Annotated in this window: 16 protein-coding genes; 10 read left to right on the top strand and 6 right to left on the bottom strand. The window is 49.3% G+C overall.

The features are described 5' to 3' along the window. Positions 1 to 64: 64 nt before the first annotated feature. Both HMPREF3178_RS08065 and oqxB read left to right on the top strand, forming a co-directional pair. On the top strand, positions 65 to 1,240 hold the full coding sequence (locus HMPREF3178_RS08065; protein ID WP_017145999.1) for an efflux RND transporter periplasmic adaptor subunit: 1,176 nt from the start codon (positions 65 to 67) through the stop codon (positions 1,238 to 1,240). Positions 1,241 to 1,263: 23 nt separating this feature from the next. Then, positions 1,264 to 4,416: a multidrug efflux RND transporter permease subunit OqxB gene (oqxB, locus tag HMPREF3178_RS08060; protein ID WP_017145998.1), complete on the top strand. Its 3,153-nt coding sequence runs from the start codon at positions 1,264 to 1,266 to the stop codon at positions 4,414 to 4,416. A 67-nt stretch (positions 4,417 to 4,483) separates the two neighbouring features. Here the strand turns inward: oqxB and HMPREF3178_RS08055 are convergent, their stop codons facing one another. Next, a complete protein-coding gene (locus tag HMPREF3178_RS08055) occupies positions 4,484 to 4,963 on the bottom strand; it encodes an RrF2 family transcriptional regulator (RefSeq protein ID WP_004101646.1) in 480 nt (159 codons plus the stop codon). A gap of 797 nt (positions 4,964 to 5,760) precedes the next feature. Here HMPREF3178_RS08055 and HMPREF3178_RS08050 point away from each other — a divergent pair. After that, a complete protein-coding gene (locus HMPREF3178_RS08050) occupies positions 5,761 to 6,744 on the top strand; it encodes a hypothetical protein (RefSeq protein WP_017145997.1) in 984 nt (327 codons plus the stop codon). Positions 6,745 to 7,026: 282 nt separating this feature from the next. On the opposite strand, the gene gap is transcribed toward HMPREF3178_RS08050, so the two are convergent. The 5 genes from gap to HMPREF3178_RS08030 form a co-directional block, all read right to left on the bottom strand. Beyond that, positions 7,027 to 8,037: a type I glyceraldehyde-3-phosphate dehydrogenase gene (gene gap, locus HMPREF3178_RS08045; protein ID WP_004112651.1), complete on the bottom strand. Its 1,011-nt coding sequence runs from the start codon at positions 8,035 to 8,037 to the stop codon at positions 7,027 to 7,029. 78 nt (positions 8,038 to 8,115) lie between these two features. Continuing rightward, entirely contained in the window at positions 8,116 to 9,096 is a 981-nt protein-coding gene (locus HMPREF3178_RS08040; protein WP_017145996.1) for a GlxA family transcriptional regulator, read from the bottom strand. Positions 9,097 to 9,513: 417 nt separating this feature from the next. Next, positions 9,514 to 10,581, bottom strand: coding sequence for a DUF6602 domain-containing protein (locus HMPREF3178_RS08035; protein WP_017145995.1), 1,068 nt, complete (start codon positions 10,579 to 10,581; stop codon positions 9,514 to 9,516). 78 nt (positions 10,582 to 10,659) lie between these two features. Further along, the gene (locus HMPREF3178_RS30805; RefSeq protein ID WP_139146020.1) at positions 10,660 to 11,382 is read right to left on the bottom strand and encodes a hypothetical protein; all 723 of its coding nucleotides are present in this window, start codon (positions 11,380 to 11,382) and stop codon (positions 10,660 to 10,662) included. Positions 11,383 to 11,755: 373 nt separating this feature from the next. Further along, a complete protein-coding gene (locus HMPREF3178_RS08030) occupies positions 11,756 to 12,376 on the bottom strand; it encodes a histidine phosphatase family protein (RefSeq protein ID WP_032728685.1) in 621 nt (206 codons plus the stop codon). A gap of 397 nt (positions 12,377 to 12,773) precedes the next feature. Here HMPREF3178_RS08030 and HMPREF3178_RS08025 point away from each other — a divergent pair, with 397 nt between their 5' ends. From HMPREF3178_RS08025 to HMPREF3178_RS07995, 7 genes are all read left to right on the top strand, one after another. Beyond that, positions 12,774 to 13,520 (top strand): GntR family transcriptional regulator, encoded by a 747-nt coding sequence (locus HMPREF3178_RS08025; RefSeq protein WP_004101657.1) that lies wholly within the window; start codon positions 12,774 to 12,776, stop codon positions 13,518 to 13,520. A gap of 13 nt (positions 13,521 to 13,533) precedes the next feature. Then, positions 13,534 to 14,007: a PTS sugar transporter subunit IIA gene (locus tag HMPREF3178_RS08020; protein WP_004101659.1), complete on the top strand. Its 474-nt coding sequence runs from the start codon at positions 13,534 to 13,536 to the stop codon at positions 14,005 to 14,007. After that, positions 14,004 to 14,291: a PTS sugar transporter subunit IIB gene (locus HMPREF3178_RS08015; protein ID WP_004101661.1), complete on the top strand. Its 288-nt coding sequence runs from the start codon at positions 14,004 to 14,006 to the stop codon at positions 14,289 to 14,291. The genes HMPREF3178_RS08020 and HMPREF3178_RS08015 overlap by 4 nt, the downstream gene beginning before the upstream one ends. A gap of 77 nt (positions 14,292 to 14,368) precedes the next feature. Then, positions 14,369 to 15,727, top strand: coding sequence for a PTS galactitol transporter subunit IIC (locus HMPREF3178_RS08010; protein WP_004101663.1), 1,359 nt, complete (start codon positions 14,369 to 14,371; stop codon positions 15,725 to 15,727). Continuing rightward, a complete protein-coding gene (locus tag HMPREF3178_RS08005) occupies positions 15,720 to 17,228 on the top strand; it encodes an FGGY-family carbohydrate kinase (RefSeq protein WP_017145991.1) in 1,509 nt (502 codons plus the stop codon). Before HMPREF3178_RS08010 ends, HMPREF3178_RS08005 begins: the two co-directional genes overlap by 8 nt. A gap of 37 nt (positions 17,229 to 17,265) precedes the next feature. Further along, positions 17,266 to 18,126: a class II aldolase gene (locus HMPREF3178_RS08000; RefSeq protein WP_004112667.1), complete on the top strand. Its 861-nt coding sequence runs from the start codon at positions 17,266 to 17,268 to the stop codon at positions 18,124 to 18,126. 9 nt (positions 18,127 to 18,135) lie between these two features. Further along, complete coding sequence (locus tag HMPREF3178_RS07995) at positions 18,136 to 18,405, top strand: HPr family phosphocarrier protein (protein ID WP_004101670.1); 270 nt, start codon at positions 18,136 to 18,138, stop codon at positions 18,403 to 18,405. Positions 18,406 to 18,568 lie beyond the last annotated feature (163 nt).

Genomic DNA, 18,568 nt, shown 5'->3' with positions numbered 1-18,568 from the left:
AGGAAGTGGCGCGGCGTCTCCCGCTGCGTCTTGCCCGGCGGCTACCCATATCGGAATAAAAATAATGAGCCTGCAAAAAAACTGGGGTAACGTTCATCTGGCTGCGCTGGGCGCGATACTCCTCTCCACGCTCCTTGTCGGGTGCGATGAGGGGGCCGCGCAAAACGCCGCGCCGCAAGCGCCTGTGGTGAGCGCCGCTGACGTGGTTGTGAAATCCATTAGCCAGTGGGACAGCTTTAATGGGCGGATTGAAGCGGTGGAAAGCGTCCAGCTTCGCCCCCGCGTTTCCGGCTACATTGATAAAGTGAACTACGTCGATGGCCAGGAAGTGAAAAAGGGGGAGGTGTTGTTCACCATTGATGACCGTACCTATCGCGCCGCGCTGGAGCAAGCGCAGGCGACGCTGGCGAGAGCCAAAACGCAGGCTAGCCTGGCGCGAAGCGAGGCTAACCGCACCGATAAATTAATCAATACCAACCTGGTCTCCCGCGAAGAGTGGGAGCAGCGCCGTGCGGCGGCCACCCAGGCGCAGGCTGATATTCGCGCGGCGCAGGCGGCGGTTGACGCCGCGCAGCTTAATCTGGACTTTACTAAAGTGACCGCGCCTATCGATGGCCGCGCCAGCCGCGCGTTGATCACCAGCGGGAACCTGGTCACCGCCGGCGACAGCGCCAGCGTACTTACCACGCTGGTATCGCAGAAGACGGTTTACGTCTACTTTGACGTGGATGAGTCCACTTACCTTCACTATCAACATCTCGCCCGCAGCGGGCAGGGCGCGTCCAGTAATCATCTGGCGCTACCGGTAGAAATTGGCCTGGTTGGCGAAGAGGGATATCCCCATCAGGGCAAAGTGGATTTTCTGGATAATCAGTTAACGCCGAGCACCGGCACGATCCGTATGCGTGCGCTGCTGGATAATGCCCAGCGTCAGTTCACGCCTGGACTGTTTGCCCGCGTCCGCCTGCCGGGCAGCGCCGAATTTAACGCCACGCTAATCGACGATAAAGCGGTGCTGACCGATCAGGATCGCAAATATGTTTATGTGGTTGATAAAGATGGGAAAGCGCAGCGTCGCGACATCACGCCGGGACGCCTGGCCGCCGGCTTACGCATCGTGCATAAAGGCCTGAATCCGGGCGATAGAGTCATCGTCGATGGGTTACAAAAAGTGTTTATGCCGGGGATGCCGGTTAACGCGAAAACCGTCGCCATGACCACCCGCGCCGCCCTTAACTGATCCCCTATCTGAGAATCCGACCCATGGACTTTTCCCGCTTTTTTATCGACAGGCCGATCTTCGCCGCGGTACTGTCGATTCTGATTTTTATCACCGGATTAATCGCCATTCCACTGCTGCCGATCAGCGAATATCCTGACGTCGTACCGCCCAGCGTGCAGGTGCGCGCGGAGTATCCCGGCGCCAACCCGAAAGTGATTGCTGAGACCGTGGCGACGCCGCTGGAAGAGGCGATCAACGGCGTTGAAAACATGATGTACATGAAATCCGTCGCCGGCTCTGACGGCGTACTGGTGACTACCGTTACCTTCCGCCCGGGTACCGATCCCGATCAGGCGCAGGTTCAGGTGCAAAACCGGGTCTCGCAGGCCGAGGCTCGTCTGCCGGAAGATGTGCGGCGTTTAGGCATCACCACGCAGAAACAGTCGCCGACTCTGACGCTGGTGGTGCATCTGTTTTCGCCCGGCGGTAAATACGATTCCCTGTATATGCGCAACTATGCCACGCTAAAAGTGAAGGATGAGCTGGCGCGACTGCCCGGCGTCGGGCAGATTCAGATTTTTGGATCGGGCGAATACGCAATGCGCGTCTGGCTCGATCCCGACAAGGTAGCGGCGCGCGGGTTGACCGCCTCGGATGTGGTGACGGCGATGCAGGAGCAAAACGTCCAGGTTTCCGCCGGGCAATTGGGCGCCGAGCCGCTGCCGCAAGAGAGCGACTTCTTAATCTCCATTAACGCCCAGGGGCGCCTGCATACCGAAGAAGAGTTTGGCAATATTATCCTGAAAACGGCGCAGGACGGCTCGCTGGTCCGCCTGCGCGATGTGGCGCGTATTGAAATGGGTTCCGGTAGCTATGCGCTGCGCTCCCAGCTGAATAATAAAGACGCGGTTGGGATTGGTATCTTCCAGTCTCCGGGGGCCAACGCTATCGATCTGTCCAACGCGGTGCGCGCTAAAATGGACGAGCTGGCGAAGCGTTTTCCGCAGGATATGCAATGGGCGGCCCCTTACGATCCGACGGTTTTCGTTCGCGATTCCATTCGCGCGGTCGTGCAAACGCTGCTGGAAGCGGTGGTGCTGGTCGTGCTGGTGGTGATCCTGTTCCTGCAAACCTGGCGTGCGTCGATTATTCCGCTGATCGCGGTGCCGGTCTCGGTGGTGGGGACGTTCAGCATCCTCTATCTGTTAGGCTTTTCGCTAAATACCCTAAGTTTGTTCGGTCTGGTGCTGGCTATTGGGATCGTGGTGGATGACGCCATCGTGGTGGTGGAAAACGTTGAGCGAAATATCGAAGAAGGATTGGCTCCGCTTGCCGCAGCGCATCAGGCGATGCGTGAAGTTTCCGGGCCGATTATCGCCATTGCGCTGGTTCTGTGCGCGGTGTTCGTGCCGATGGCGTTCCTCTCCGGGGTCACCGGTCAGTTCTACAAACAGTTTGCGGTGACGATTGCGATTTCCACGGTGATCTCCGCCATCAACTCGCTGACCCTCTCTCCGGCGCTGGCCGCTCTACTGCTTAAGCCGCACGGTGCGCCGAAAGACTTCCCGACCCGGCTTATCGATCGTCTGTGCGGCTGGATTTTCCGTCCGTTTAACCGCTTTTTCCACCGTAGCTCGAACGGCTATCAAGGGCTGGTGGGGAAAACGCTCGGGCGCCGCGGGGCGGTTTTTGTGGTCTATCTGCTGTTGCTTTGCGCCGCCGGCGTCATGTTTAAAGCCGTCCCTGGCGGGTTTATTCCCACCCAGGATAAGCTCTATTTGATTGGCGGCGTGAAAATGCCGGAAGGCTCTTCGCTGGCGCGCACCGATGCGGTGATCCGCAAAATGAGCGAAATCGGAATGAATACCGAAGGCGTGGATTATGCGGTGGCGTTTCCCGGTCTTAACGCGCTGCAGTTCACTAATACGCCGAATACCGGGACGGTCTTTTTTGGCCTGAAGCCGTTCGACCAGCGTCAACATACGGCGGCGGAAATTAACGCTGAGATCAACGCAAAAATTGCGCAAATCCAGCAGGGCTTTGGCTTCTCTATTTTACCGCCGCCGATTTTAGGACTGGGCCAGGGGTCCGGCTATTCGCTCTATATTCAGGACCGCGCCGGTCTTGGCTATGGCGCGCTGCAAAACGCGGTGAACGCGATGTCCGGTACCATTATGCAGACGCCGGGGATGCATTTCCCCATCTCAACCTACCAGGCTAACGTTCCGCAGCTGGATGTGCAGGTCGATCGCGATAAGGCCAAAGCCCAGGGCGTGTCGCTGACCGATCTGTTCGGTACGCTACAAACCTATCTGGGATCGTCTTACGTCAATGATTTTAACCAGTTCGGGCGGACCTGGCGGGTGATGGCGCAAGCCGACGGGCCGTTCCGCGAAAGCGTGGAAGATATTGCCAATTTGCGTACCCGGAATAATCAGGGCGAAATGGTACCGATCGGCAGTATGGTGAATATCCGTACCACCTATGGGCCGGACCCGGTGATTCGCTACAATGGCTATCCGGCGGCGGATCTGATTGGCGATGCCGATCCGCGCGTACTCTCATCCTCGCAGGCGATGGCGCAGCTGGAGGCGATGTCGCAGCAGATACTGCCGAACGGCATGAATATCGAATGGACGGATCTGAGCTTCCAGCAGGCGACTCAAGGCAATACGGCGCTGATCGTCTTCCCGGTGGCGGTGCTGCTGGCTTTCCTCGTGCTGGCGGCGCTGTACGAAAGCTGGACGCTACCGCTGGCGGTGATCCTTATCGTACCGATGACCTTACTCTCGGCGCTGTTTGGCGTCTGGCTGACCGGCGGCGATAATAACGTATTCGTACAGGTGGGGCTGGTGGTGCTGATGGGGCTGGCCTGTAAAAATGCGATTCTGATCGTCGAGTTTGCCCGCGAGCTGGAGCTCCAGGGAAAAGGGATTATGGAAGCGGCGCTGGAAGCATGTCGCCTGCGTTTGCGCCCGATCGTGATGACCTCCATCGCCTTTATTGCCGGGACGATTCCGCTGATACTCGGCCACGGCGCAGGCGCGGAAGTGCGCGGCGTCACCGGGATCACGGTGTTTTCCGGTATGCTGGGGGTTACGCTGTTTGGTCTGTTTCTGACGCCGGTGTTTTACGTGACGCTGCGTCTATTCGTGACGCGCGGTAAAGCGGTGAAGGACGTGATGCCTGCGTAGGACAGGCTGCCGCAGTGAAGAAAAACCGCTTTCCCTGTGAAGGCGGTTTTTTGCCATAAGCAACGGATTAGTGCGATTTGTTGTGCTGGGTACAGATTTCAGGAACCGGATCGCAGCCGCTGGTGTCGGCTTTTTTGACTTCTTCCAGCGCACTGGCCACGGTATGGCGAGCTAAAACCTCTAACGAAGCCTGCTCTGCTTCATCGGCGACAGATTTGAAGTACCAGCACGCGTTGGCGCTCACCACGCAGCGGGCAGGGATGTCGGGACGTGACGCCCACAGCTTTTTATCTTCGATGACGGATACGTAGATATCGCGCAGGGTAATCTCTTCCGCCGGGCGACCAAGATGGATAGAGCCGTTGCGGCCAAGCGTTGAGACGATGATACCGTCACGCGTGAGCGGAACCATCAATTTGCGGATAAAGCTCGGATTGGCTTTCAGACCGTAGGCCAGAATCGCACTCGTTGAGCGTTCGCCCGATTGCTCCGCCATCGCTACGCTGAGGACCATCTGCAAAGCTGTCGGGAAGCGGTAATCTAACATTTTCTTGTCCTGGGTTGCGGTGAATCTTGTTCTTTTTGGCACCGCAGAGGTGAGTAATCAATAAACAACAATATACCAAATACGGTATTTTTTTTGAAGTCATCAACGATTGACCTGGCGCGTAAAAAAGAGTTTCCGGTGTACCTGTGCTTTACCGCAAAGTTATGCCAGAGCGCGTAAAAATGTATCGGTGAAGGGCAGGATGATCAGGTTAGGGGAGGGGGCAAGGTTTAACATGAGAGCAAAGATGCCGCAGGTAATAAGCGAAAAACGATTAGTCCCCGGTCGTCCCCTGGCCAGCAAACAGCGCAGCAGTCAGGTAATTTATACGGTTTGAACGCTGACGTATAAAATATTCGATATTGCAAACTTTAAATCTACGCCACTTCTAATACACATCAGTATTCAGTCAATGACTGTAGCAAAAATAAGATTATTCTAGCGAGGCTGGGCACTATTTACCCATCAAGGATATTTCCACCAATAATGCATCTGCATTAATATTCTCATTATTTACAGGTGGTTACGCTTGCCTGCTAATATTTTTGGCGAGAAAAAATGGTTAAAATGGAATCCTCTACTAAAATCAAATTGTTGATTAAATTCATACACTGTTCATTCGTATTAATTTAGATGATTGGCTTTTGTCTATCGCCCGAAATTGCAGCGGTGAATGATAGCTGCTGACGATAATTACTCAGTTCGATATTGCCATAAGTCTGGCAGGTAAACTTCTGCCCTGGACGTTTGTGCATAACGAGTTCGGGGTTAAAAAGTTATTTCAAAGGACAACGTAAATGACGCATATCTACGAATCTACCAATATTAGTAATCAGGAAACAGCCAGACCTTTGCCTGTCGGCGGGGTAAATAGCGCGAGCGCGGTATCATGGGGAGCAATATTTGCAGGCGCAGCCGCAGCGGCTTCGCTGGCGCTGATGCTGCTTATGCTTGGCGCAGGCTTAGGCCTGACGTCCATTTCTCCGTGGGAAAATCACGGTCTTGCAGCAGGTACCGTGGGTATTGTCGCCATTGCCTGGCTGACGTTTACCCAAATTGTGGCGTCAGGAATGGGGGGATATCTGGCCGGGCGTTTGCGTACCAAATGGGTTGATACTCATACCAATGAAATCTATTTTCGCGATACAGCGCATGGTTTTCTGACCTGGGCCGTTGTATTGCTGGTATCGGCTGTGCTTTTGACCACCACTATCAGCTCTCTCATCGGCGGCAGCGCAAAAGTGATTGGCTCCGTTGCTGGGGGCGCGACGGCAACCGCGATGAGTAACGCGGGAGACGAATCTTCCGTGCTGTCGAAGTCATCGATGGAATATTTTACCCGCTCGCTGTTCCGGTCGACCGCTTCCGCTCCGGCAGATAACGGCGGACTTCCGGCTAATTCATCAGGCAATGACGCGATGGCAATGAATCAGCCCGTACCGCCAAAGGCCGAATCTCCAGCGCAATTAGCAGAGGTTACGGGTATTTTTGCTAACAGCATTTATACTGGTGCGCTTCCGCAGGAAGATCTGACTTATGTAGCGCAGTTAGTTTCGCAGAATACCGGCATCAGTCAGCAAGAGGCCGAGCAGCGGGTTCAGGCTGTTTATGATAAAGCGCAGGCCAATTTGAAAGAGGCAAAAAATAAAGCACAGCAGGCCGCAGATGCTGCCAGAAAAGCCACGAGCTACGTTACCCTGTGGTCATTTATTTCTCTGTTAATCGGCGCATTCGTTGCCAGCCTGTGTGCAACCTATGGCGGCCGTCAGCGTGACTTATAATTTCTAACACTCATTATTCAGGAGGAACCTATGCGTTCAATATTGCTTTTCTTTCTGGGCGTGCCTATCCCGATCATTATTTTGATCGCGTTATTTGTGCACTAACGATTTTCCGGCTCCGCAGGAATAGTTGTTAAGAATATACTGGCCTTGCGCACATTACCGCTAAAGCATAAATGCCCTTTGAGGGCATTTATGCTTTTTATCAGGCGCTCAGCGGAGCCTGCTGCGCGTCACCTGAATCTCTCCATGATGTTCACTATCAATCACACCCGCAGTGAATTAGCGTTCACGACTTGCCATCATCAGCGCCAGGTCGACGAGGCGATTAGAGAATCCCCATTCGTTGTCGTACCACGCCAGAATTTTGACCATATTGCCGCCAATCACCAGCGTTGACAGACCGTCGATAATCGATGAGCGCGGGTCGCCCCGGTAGTCGCTGGAGACCAGCGGTTCATCGCTATAGCCGAGGATACCTTTCAGTGGCCCCGTCGCGGCGGCTTCGCGAAAGGCATTATTCACCTCTTCGCTTGTCACATCTCGCTCAAGCGTGACGGTCAGGTCGACAATGGATACCACCGGAACGGGGACGCGCAGCGAATATCCCGTCAGCCGGCCCTCCAGCGCAGGAATAACTTTGCCCAGCGCCTTCGCGGCACCGCTGGAGTACGGTACGATCGACAGCGCAGCGGCGCGGGCGCCACGCAGATCTTTTTCCGGCTGGTCGTGCAGCGCCTGGCTGTTGGTATAAGCGTGGGTCGTGTTCATCAGGCCATGCTTGATCCCAAAATGCTGGTGCAGAACCTGGGCGGCAGGCGCCAGACCGTTGGTGGTGCAGCTACCGTTACTGACCACGTAGTGCTTATCCGGGGAGTAGAGGCCATCGTTAACGCCCATCACGATAGTTAAATCATCGTTTTTACCGGGGGCGGAGATAATCACGCGCTTCGCGCCACCGCTGTGGATATGCACCGCCGCCTTGTCGCGCTCGGTGAAGAAGCCTGTGGCTTCAATCACGATATCGACTTCACGCTGACGCCACGGGATATTTGCCGGATCGCGTTCGCTGAACACGGTAATGGGTTTACCATCAACCACAAGCTGCCCCTCGCTAGCGGTGACGTCGGCGTCGAGTTTACCGAGCAGCGAGTCGTATTTCAGTAGATGCGCCAGCGTCTTACTGTCTGTCAGATCGTTAATTGCCACAATCTCAATATCCGGATTGCCCAGTGCAGCACGCAGTACGTTGCGTCCGATACGACCAAAACCGTTAATACCGACCTTAACCATAATCCACTCCTTATTGATTGGCTCTGGAGTCAATGTAGGCCGGGCGTTTGATGGCGTAAATGACAAAAAAGGATCACTTTACGCCATTCTGCTGCTGTGAAACCGTTGGCGATATTCGCCGGGCGTGAGATGAAGCTGTTTTTCAAACAGCCGTCGCAGATTAATGCTACTGCCAAATCCCGTTTGTTCGGCGATACGCTCCAGCGTGTCGCTGGTCTGCTCCAGACGCTGCCGGGCAGCGGCCAGACGAGCTTCCGCGACGTAACGCGCCGGCGAAGCGCCGGTTTCCCGGGTAAACACGCGGGTGAAATTTCGCGGACTCATGGCGACTTTTTCCGCCAGCTTATCCACGCTGAGGTCGGCGGTGAGATTTTCGAGCAACCATGCCAGCAGATCGTTAATCGGGCCCAGGGTGGTAGTCTGCTGAAGGTTGTAGCGGCTAAACTGCAGCTGGCCTCCGGGGCGACGCAGATACATGACGAAGTCCTGGGCGATATCGCGCGCCAGGCTGAAGCCGTAATCTTCTTCAACCAGCGCCAGCGTAAGATCAAAGCCGGAACTGACCCCGCCAGAGGTCCAGATATGTTCGTCCTGAATATAGAGCGGACCGCCCTCGACGCGGACCAGCGGGAATTCCGCCTGCATGGTTTCCAGCAGCTTCCAGTGGGTAGTGGCCCGTCTGCCGTCCAGCAGTCCGGTTTGCGCCAGCAGCATTGCACCACCGCAAATGGAAGCAATACGGCGGGCATGGGGAGCGGCAAGGCGCAGCCAGTCAACCACCGCAATCCCTTCCTGCGGGTTTTGACCTCTACCGGTAATGATGATCGTATCGAGGGGCTCGCGAGGGTCTATCTCATGCAGGCGATGATCGGCCAGCAAATTTAAACCGGACTGACCATGGATCACCTGATGCGGTTGAGTCGTCGCCAGCCGTACCTGGTAACCGATCTCACTGGCGCCTTGCGGATGCAGGCGGTTAGCCTGCATCAGAATGTCGGCAATACCGGCGGATTCAAACAGCATGCCGCCATCGGGGACAATAATGAGTATTTTCTTCATGTCCTGAAAAGTAATCTTTTTACAGAATAAGTCAACAGGATGGATGGGGAAGGGGGCAATCTTACTTGCCTGAGAGACGGTATTTTCAGCCAGATGATGGGTGACGTTGCCTGAGCGGCGTCGCCTGCTGGAAAAGAGGGCAGAATGTCCGCTATGAGCGAGGATCGGCCCCTAGAATACTGTATATTCTCTAAATTTGAATAGTAAGGTTACCGGGATACTTCCACGATTACAGGATCATACTGGAATTAACAAAGATTGGGCGGAGCATAACTTACCGCCTGAATCCCCATTTTGGCGGGAAGGGTACTGTCTGCAACCACAAAAGAGCCTTTTAAAAAGGCTTCAGCATCATACTGTGGGGAAGGTATAAATCTGGTGGCTGACAGAACCTATCTTGTTCATGTTGTATTCTTCCTATGATGATTTTTTAAGGTGAAAGATTATTTTACTTTCCTCAGATGAGCTTTGAAAATTGAAGCTGACATCATTCAAATCCTCATCTAGGCCGTTTTTATCAAATCGCTGACAACTTAAATTACCCCACATATCTTCATAGCAAATAGAAAAAACTTTGAGGTGAAGTTTTTTATCGTTAAGTAAGTAACTACCGAAAGCTTCCTTGGATAATGTGTTCGATATTCCAGAGAAAAATGATAACTCTACATCATTATTACAACACTCTACTCCAATCCATTGGTGTATTTTAAATGTTATTTCATTATAATTAATGTCATTTATTGTCAGTTTTTTGGTGTCAACATTGGTACCTATTGCCTTAGCTTGGATAGAAGACTGTAATAATAAGGCAAATTGAGACCTCGTTAGTTTTGAGAGAATGTCATCGTTTTTTAAAGTATCTTGAATGACATTTTTGAAATTAGAAATTTCAAAATCTTCATCTTTCAGGATGCTTTTAATTATATCAGAATTACTAAGATAGTCTTTTAGGTATTTAGTTTCTGTGTGTTTGTAATAGTAACACTTGTCTGAAATGCAGAGTACACTAATTGCTGGGTTTGTTAAGAAGTTAACATCGTTATCATAATATCTACTAAGTTCGCTTTTTTTTGCGTTACTTGAAAAGGCAAATAGAACAGTGGGGGAGCGTCCGCCAATTGATCGAAATTTTCTAAATTTTCCAATTGTTGTTTCGAGCTCTTTTGCTGTCAAAGTTGATTTAACCTCAATATTATATCTAACTGCCTCTACAGGGACGAATGCAAGTTCACTATTTATATATGGCGGCAGGATTTCATTATCATAAATTACAATATCAGTTTCGTTTGACTGCTCTCCAGATGAGTTCTCAATTATACCTTTTGAAATCTCATACTTCTTTGGAATAACGTCTTTTATTATTTTTATCAACTCTACTTCGTTTAATTCACCCTTTACGCCTTGATGTTTAACGTTTTTATTTAAAGCGAACTCTTGCTTTAACGTTTTGATCCTAGAAGATATTTTCTCGGAAATAATGCTCATGCTAATATCTCACCCTGTTAACTTATTTTCTCTGATTTTAAAAATTATGAACTATACAGGCTATTATTAGGTCTGCTTTTATAGGCCTTTAACAAGAACATCTACGGAAAATTTATATGCCCTTAGTGAAATCCCCCACAACTCATTTGTATTGATATTCCCACCACAAACTAAAGCAACCAGTTTACCATCTTCACCGATAATTGGTGCGCCGCTACAACCTTGGAAATGTTGGTGGCCAGGATGATTGAAAGGAAGTTTAAAATAATGATAGTCACCTTCGGTACGAAGATACACAAGGCCAGTATAAATGCGGGATTCAGTAACTAGAAAATTATTTCCCCCGCACTGATCTATTGATGGCTTAATAAGCCCACTAAAACCATACTTAGTGTTTGCACATGGTTGATTTTCTAAAGAAGATGTCAGTGTTGAAATATATTCTTCAGAAAGGATCTCAGCAGTGTTTGGGTTTATTTCTTGGCGTTTGGCAATTGTTGATTCTGGCACTTCAACGTAGGAAAAATCAACATCCACAATTTCCGAAGTATTTATTTTGTTTTTCCTTAAAAAGTTGACTCCGCCTAACCTGTATAATTCTGCACCTCGATTAGGAACATACTGTTGCTGAATAGCCCATACTTCGCCATTTCCGGTTGCATGTTGAACGGATAGAAGCAATCTTTTATTGCCATACCTTACAAAACACCCCGAAGCTATCCCTGTTGGGAAGCCTCTCACGTCAGTAGACACAAGCGGCACGGTGGATAGCCAGAGTTTTCTTTCAAAATTTTCATTCATATGCTTATCGTCCTTTTACAAAAAAAATAACAGAAAGTACATGCTTTGATTAAGATGTAATCTGACTTTTTACATTATGTTATCCAAGATTAAACTAGCTCTGTTGCATCTATAATGCAATATGTTTCCAGAGATTTATGATATGTCAATCGATATAATATTTATAGGCAGTATGTTTGCTAGGTGGGAGAAATTGAACTCAGTGATATAGCTGTAATTTGAGTTAGTGGTTCAATGAGCATTTCTCTAACGGAAGCATCCAAAAGCTAAAGATACCTGTTTATGCCAACGTCCGTTTCTGGCGCTCAGCGGACCTTGTGCTTAAACCATGATCGCGCTGGCAGGATAGCTGTGGATGATTGAAAGGTAACAACTAATCCCGTAGCCGTAAATGCGTTGCAATTCCCCATCTAAGGGCGGCACATCGTCCATCAATCAGGTCGAAAACCGAGTAACTCGCGTTGGGTTGCGCATACCGCGGGAAATCATCGACAGTTCCACTTTGGAGAATCGAAAGAACGCCCTGAATGACATGTCCGTGCGACACAATGCATATCGTTTGATGATGGCGATTTTTTTCCAGAGCGTATAAAAAATGCATCATACGCTGAGAGGCATATGAGAGAGACTCGCCTCCGGGCGGACAATACTCGGCATCAAGTTTGAATAACGCTTCTGCAGCGTCCGGGCTGTGCTTCAGGAGCTGCGCTGTTGCCATGCCTTCAAATTGACCAAATGCTTGTTCTTTCAGGGCAGGCTCAGCTATCAGTGAGCAACAAAAGCTTTCAGCCAGGCTCTGTCCCATTTGCCAGGCACGACCAAGCGGAGAAGCGTAGACACATTCTACCCGGTAATCACACGCTGCAAACGCCGCGAGTAAAGCTGATGTCTGGCGTTTCCCCCGGGAGGTCAATGCGCTATCGCTCTGTCCTTGTAGAATCTCTCTCACATTCCACTCGGTTTCCGCGTGTCGAACAAGTATCACTTGCATCATTAAAGGGCCATGTGTGTTATTGATGAAAATGCTAAAGACCAAACCTATCCCTTTAATAGAGTAGGATGTTTCTGCTCTGGACGATAAACAGCAATAAGTGTAGCTGACCAGGATGTTCAGTCTCAGAATTGATGCATTGAACATCGTTAACCTCCACTCCTGGTCCGCAGCAGCTTTCACCACCCTGGACTTAAATTTACCCAGCGATCGCTAACGCATTATCGACTTCAATGGCCAGATAACGGACTTTATGTGATGTTCATCACATAAAAATGATCCTGATTAGAGCTCCAAAATTGTGACTCTCTGCCATACCTCCCATCTAAAAAATCCCTATCATAAACTCGAAGTTGTCCATGATTGTCCATGGACAACTCTAAATGTTCAGGTGCGCACCATGAAAACATTAATAAAAAGTTCACAAATTCCGCTTTATCAGCAGGTTGTGGAGTGGATAAGAGAAAGTATCTATAGCGGGGAACTTGTTGAGGATGACCGCATACCTTCAGAGTTTCAAATCATGGATATGCTTGAGGTGAGTCGCGGTACCGTTAAGAAAGCGGTGGACCAACTGGTAAGAGAAGGTGTCCTTGTGCAAGTTCAGGGTAAAGGCACCTTTGTGAAAAAGGAAAATGTTGCTTATCCGCTGGGTGAAGGTTTGCTCTCTTTTGCAGAAGCCCTGGCAAGCCAGAAAATAAACTTCACCACCAGCGTTATTACTTCCCGGCTGGAACCAGCCAATCGTTTCGTGGCTGAAAAGCTCGGAATTCACCCGGGGCAGGATATTCTGTTTCTTGAACGCCTTCGCTCTATTGGTGATGAAAAAGTGATGTTGATTGAAAATCGTATCAACATTGAGCTTTGTCCCGGTATTGTGGATGTGGATTTTACCAGGGAAAATTTATTTCCAACGATTGAGCGATTATCTCAAAAGAAAATAAGTTTCTCTGAAAGTCGTTACGCTGCCAGACTCATTGGTAATGAACGAGGACATTTTCTGGATATTGGTGAAGATGCGCCTGTTTTACATTTAGAACAGTTAGTGTTTTTCTCCAGAGGATTGCCCGTTGAGTTTGGAAACGTCTGGCTAAAAGGCAATAAATATTATCTTGGCACCATATTGCAGCGCCGGGATGCTAACTAGTAAAGAGGGAATTATGCAGGATATTAATTTTCGTCGTCATTACGTGCGACACCTTCCAAAGGAGGTCAGCCAACAGGACATTATCAGGACTCTCGCCAGTCCACTCATTAACGATGGTATGGTCGTGTCTGATTTTGCCGATCACGTTATTGAGCGGGAAAAAAGTTTTCCAACAGGTCTGGCTGTTGAACCTGTGGGTGTCGCTATTCCCCATACCGATCACCAACATGTTCGTCAGAATGCGATCAGTATTGGGATATTGGCAGAATGCGTCAATTTCGAAGATATGGGCGGAGAGCCAGAACCTGTTCCAGTCAGGGTAGTATTCATGCTTGCATTAGGTGAAAGCAACAAGCAGCTCAATATCCTGGGCTGGATTATGGATGTCATCCAGGATGGGGATTTTATGCAGCAGTTGCTGGTCATGAATGATGATGAAATTTATCAATCAATTTACATACGATTATCTGAAAGAGGTGAGTTATGAGTCAAATGATACTGTTTGTTTGTGCAACGGGTGTTGCTACTTCCACAGCCGTGGCAGAAAAGGTAATGGAATATTGTAAAGAGAATGGGCTTGATGTTAATTACTCACAAACTAATGTCGCCTCTCTCCCAAATAATACTGATGGTGCAGCTTTAGTGGTATCAACAACAAAAGTGCCTTATGAACTGGATATCCCGGTTGTTAGTGGTCTGCCAATTATTACCGGAATAGGTGAGGATAAAGTACTGGAAAAAATAATTTCAATTCTTAAAGGCCAGGCCTGATTTCATAAATATAAAACAAGATAAATTATCCAGGCGCTAACGCGAGGTCTGGTTACATCTGAATCAAGAGGTCGGATATGAATGATATAGCACACACCCTCTATACCGTTGTGCAATATGTCCTGGGGTTTGGCCCTACGGTTTTATTACCGCTGGTGCTGTTCTTCCTGGCATTGTTCTTTAAGGTAAAACCAGCAAAAGCACTTCGTTCATCGTTAATTGTCGGAATTGGTTTTGTCGGGATTTATGCCATCTTTGACATTCTCACCAGCAATGTGGGTCCGGCTGCGCAGGCAATGGTTGAGCGTACCGGTATCAGTCTTCCAGTGGTCGATTTAGGCTGGCCACCGCTGGCTGCGATTACATGGGGTTCGCCGATCGCTCCCTTTGTTATCCCGCTGACTATGCTCATTAACGTCGCCATGTTGGCTCTGAACAAGACACGCACTGTCGATGTTGACATGTGGAACTACTGGCATTTTGCTCTTGCCGGAACGCTGGTTTACTACAGCACGGGGAGTTTTGTGTTAGGGCTCTCTGCCGCTGCTATTGCTGCGATAGTCGTGCTCAAAGTTGCGGACTGGTCAGCGCCATTAGTCGCTAAGTACTTTGGTCTGGAAGGCATTTCGCTTCCCACTCTGTCATCTGTCGTCTTCTTCCCGATTGGGCTATTGTTTGACAAAATTATCGACAAAATCCCTGGTCTTAACCGTATTCATATCGATCCGGAAAGTGTGCAGAAAAGGCTCGGAATCTTTGGTGAACCGATGATGGTGGGGACAATTCTGGGTATCTTGCTGGGTATTATTGCCGGTTACGATTTTAAACATATCCTGCTGCTGGGTATCAGCATTGGTGGCGTTATGTTTATTCTCCCGCGCATGGTCCGTATCTTGATGGAAGGTTTATTACCGCTGTCAGAGGCTATCAAGAAATATCTGAATGCAAAATACCCCGGTCGCGATGATCTCTTTATTGGTCTGGATATCGCAGTAGCAGTCGGTAATCCAGCTATTATCTCCACGGCCCTGATCCTGACCCCCATCTCTGTCTTTATTGCATTTCTCCTTCCCGGCAATAAAGTCTTGCCGCTTGGCGATCTGGCAAATCTGGCTGTCATGGCTTCAATGATTGTCCTGGCTTGTCGAGGTAATATTTTCCGGGCAGTGATTACCGCGATTCCGGTGATCATCGCCGACCTGTGGATTGCGACTAAAATTGCGCCATTTATTACCGGTATGGCTAAAGACGTTAATTTCAAAATGGCCGAAGGCTCAAGTGGTCAGGTATCAAGCTTCCTGGATGGTGGCAACCCTTTCCGTTACTGGCTGCTTGAGATATTTAACGGAAATATGATTGCTATTGGGCTGGTCCCGGTAATTGCTCTGATTATTTACGCTATCTTTCGTCTGACAAAAGGAACTGTCTATGCCTGATTACCGCGCCGCGCTTGTCATCGATATTGGCACAACTAACTGCAAAGTCAGCTGTTATTCCTGTCATGACGCGTCAGTTTTGGATGTCCGCAAATTTCCTACACCTACCAGGGCGTCGGAGAAAGGCGGGGTAGATTTCGATATCGAAGCGCTGTGGCAGGCCCTGCGGCAGGTAATGGCTGAACTGGTAGCTTCTGCACCTTTACCGGTGAAAGATATCAGTATTGCGAGTTTCGGTGAGTCTGGTGTTTTCGTTGATGAGCACGGTGACATTCTTACCCCGATGCTGGCCTGGTACGATCGTCGTGGTGAATCTTATCTGTCTTCGTTAAGCAAATCAGAGGCTGAAGAGCTGTACGCTATTACAGGACTTCCGCCTCACAGCAATTATTCAGCCTTCAAAATGAAATGGTTGCTTGATAACTACTCATTACATGAACGAAGAGATATTTGCTGGTTACATGCACCTGAAGTACTGCTGTGGAGAATGACGGGTGAGAAAAAGACGGAAGTCTCAATGGCCAGCAGAACGTTGTGCCTGGATGTCAGCCGACAGACCTGGTCTCGTAAAGCTGCCGGGATCCTCGGTATACCATTTGATGCGCTGGCACCATTGATAAAGCCGGGTGAAGTCGCGGGTTGGATGACCGCCACGCTCAGACAAGAGCTTGGATTCTCTCATGAAGTCAAAATCACGATTGCGGGACACGATCATATGGTCGGAGCCCGGGCATTACAGATGCAACCCGGTGAGGTGTTGAATTCTACCGGGACGACAGAGGGTATTTTGCTGCTGGATACTCAGCCAACACTCAGTGACCAGTCACGGAGGGATAAGCTGGCAAACGGCTGTTATTCCGATGCTGAATTTTTCACGCTTTTTGCATCACTTCCTGTTGGCGGTTATGCGCTTGAATGGGTGAGAAAAACGTTTCGTTTGACGGATGAGGAAATTCAAACAGGCCTGGAAAAAGCACGCGAGCGCTATGTCCAGCCTTCCTGGTCTGCCGAAGACATTCCCGTGTTCATTCCTCATTTGCGGGGGTCTGGTTCGCCAAATAAAAATCGGCACACGCGCGGTCTGATTTTTGGTCTGACGGATTCACTTTCGCCAGCGACTCTGCTTGAGAGTGTCTTTATCGGTCTGACGATGGAGTTTTCTCTCTGTTATGAGTGCTTTAACATCCAGGCTGGCAGGAGTGTAAAAGTAATAGGCCCTGCGGTGAGAAACCCGTACTGGCTCCAGTTGAAGGCTGACATCCTTCAATGCCCCATTGAGGCCATTGCTTTTGATGAAGCCGTATCCGTTGGGGCATTATTGATAGCCTGCCCGGAGATTGACCCTCCCTCTGTTCCTGTGGCCGGGCGCTATATTCCTGACGTAATACGGTCGGAGAAGTTGCAAAAATATCAGCAGCAATGGCTAGCCTTTTACCGATTTAAATTAATGCAGGAAGGAGTATTTATTGGTGAGGAGGATAATAGCTCAGTAGTTCGATAATTTCTTTACACTTTCAATATAGATATCTGGAGTTAATATGCCTTTAGTTAATGGTAGGATCCTGCTCAATTGCATTCAGGAAAAGCAGGTGCTGGCTGGTGCATTTAATACAACAAACCTGGAGACGACAATTTCTATTCTTAATGCAATAGAACGCTCGGGGTTACCTAATTTTATTCAGATTGCGCCAACTAATGCGCAGCTTTCTGGTTACGATTACATTTACGAAATTGTTAAACGGTATGCTGACAAAATGGATGTCCCGGTGAGCCTGCATCTGGACCATGGTAAAACCCTGGCAGATGTTAAGCAGGCGGTAAGAGCCGGGTTTACCTCAGTAATGATTGATGGCGCGGCTTTACCGTTTGAAGAAAATATTGCTTTTACAAGAGAGGCGGTTGATTTCTGTAAATCATTTGGCGTACCCGTTGAAGCGGAACTTGGCGCTATTTTGGGTAAAGAAGACGATCACGTTAGCGAGGCTGACTGCAAAACCGAACCCGAGAAAGTCCAGCGCTTCGTTGAAGAAACAGGGTGTGACATGCTGGCAGTGTCAATCGGCAATGTCCACGGACTGGAAGATATCCCACGCATCGATATCCCGCTACTGCAACGCATTGCTTCCGTTTGCCCGGTCCCCCTGGTTATCCACGGCGGCTCTGGTATTGATGAAGAGATTCTACGTAGCTTTGTTAATTATAAAGTGGCAAAGGTTAATATTGCGAGTGATTTGCGCAAAGCCTTTATTACTACAGTCGGAAAAGCCTGGGTGAACAATAATAACGAGGCTAATCTTGCTCGCGTAATGGCAAATGCAAAACAGGCGGTTGAAGATGATGTGTATTCTAAAATTCAGATGATGAATAAACTTCATCCTGCATTTCGCAAAGCGTGTTAAGGATCGGACATGATTAGACAAAAAGTACGCGTCATGAACAGTACCGGATTACATGCCCGACCCGCCGCAAGCCTGGCCCGGATCGTCAAAAAATACCAGTCTTCATTGATACTGGTTAATAATGACAAAGAAATCCCCATTAAAGGAATGATGAGCATTCTGGGTGCTGGTGTAAAAGGAAATACGATGATTGATCTCATTTGTGATGGACAGGATGAACTGGCCTTTATGGATGAATTAAAATCTGCCTTTGCTGCTGGTTTTGGTGAGTCCGAATAGTGTCATTCCCTTAAGAGGCGCGTGAAGTTGTGACGACTTGATGCGCCTCTTATGATCTTTTGAATCACAATCACTTAACTTATTGAATGCAGGCTTTTTTCATTAATGGAATCGGCCTTCTTACTCTCTTAATGGCTTTGTTGAATAAATCGAACTTTTGCTG

The organism is Klebsiella sp. HMSC09D12 (genome assembly GCF_001808475.1).
In the GTDB taxonomy this organism is placed as follows: Bacteria; Pseudomonadota; Gammaproteobacteria; order Enterobacterales; family Enterobacteriaceae; genus Klebsiella; species Klebsiella oxytoca.
The sequence above is the reverse complement of the archived record's forward strand: the minus strand, read 5'-3'. Positions and strand labels throughout refer to the sequence as shown.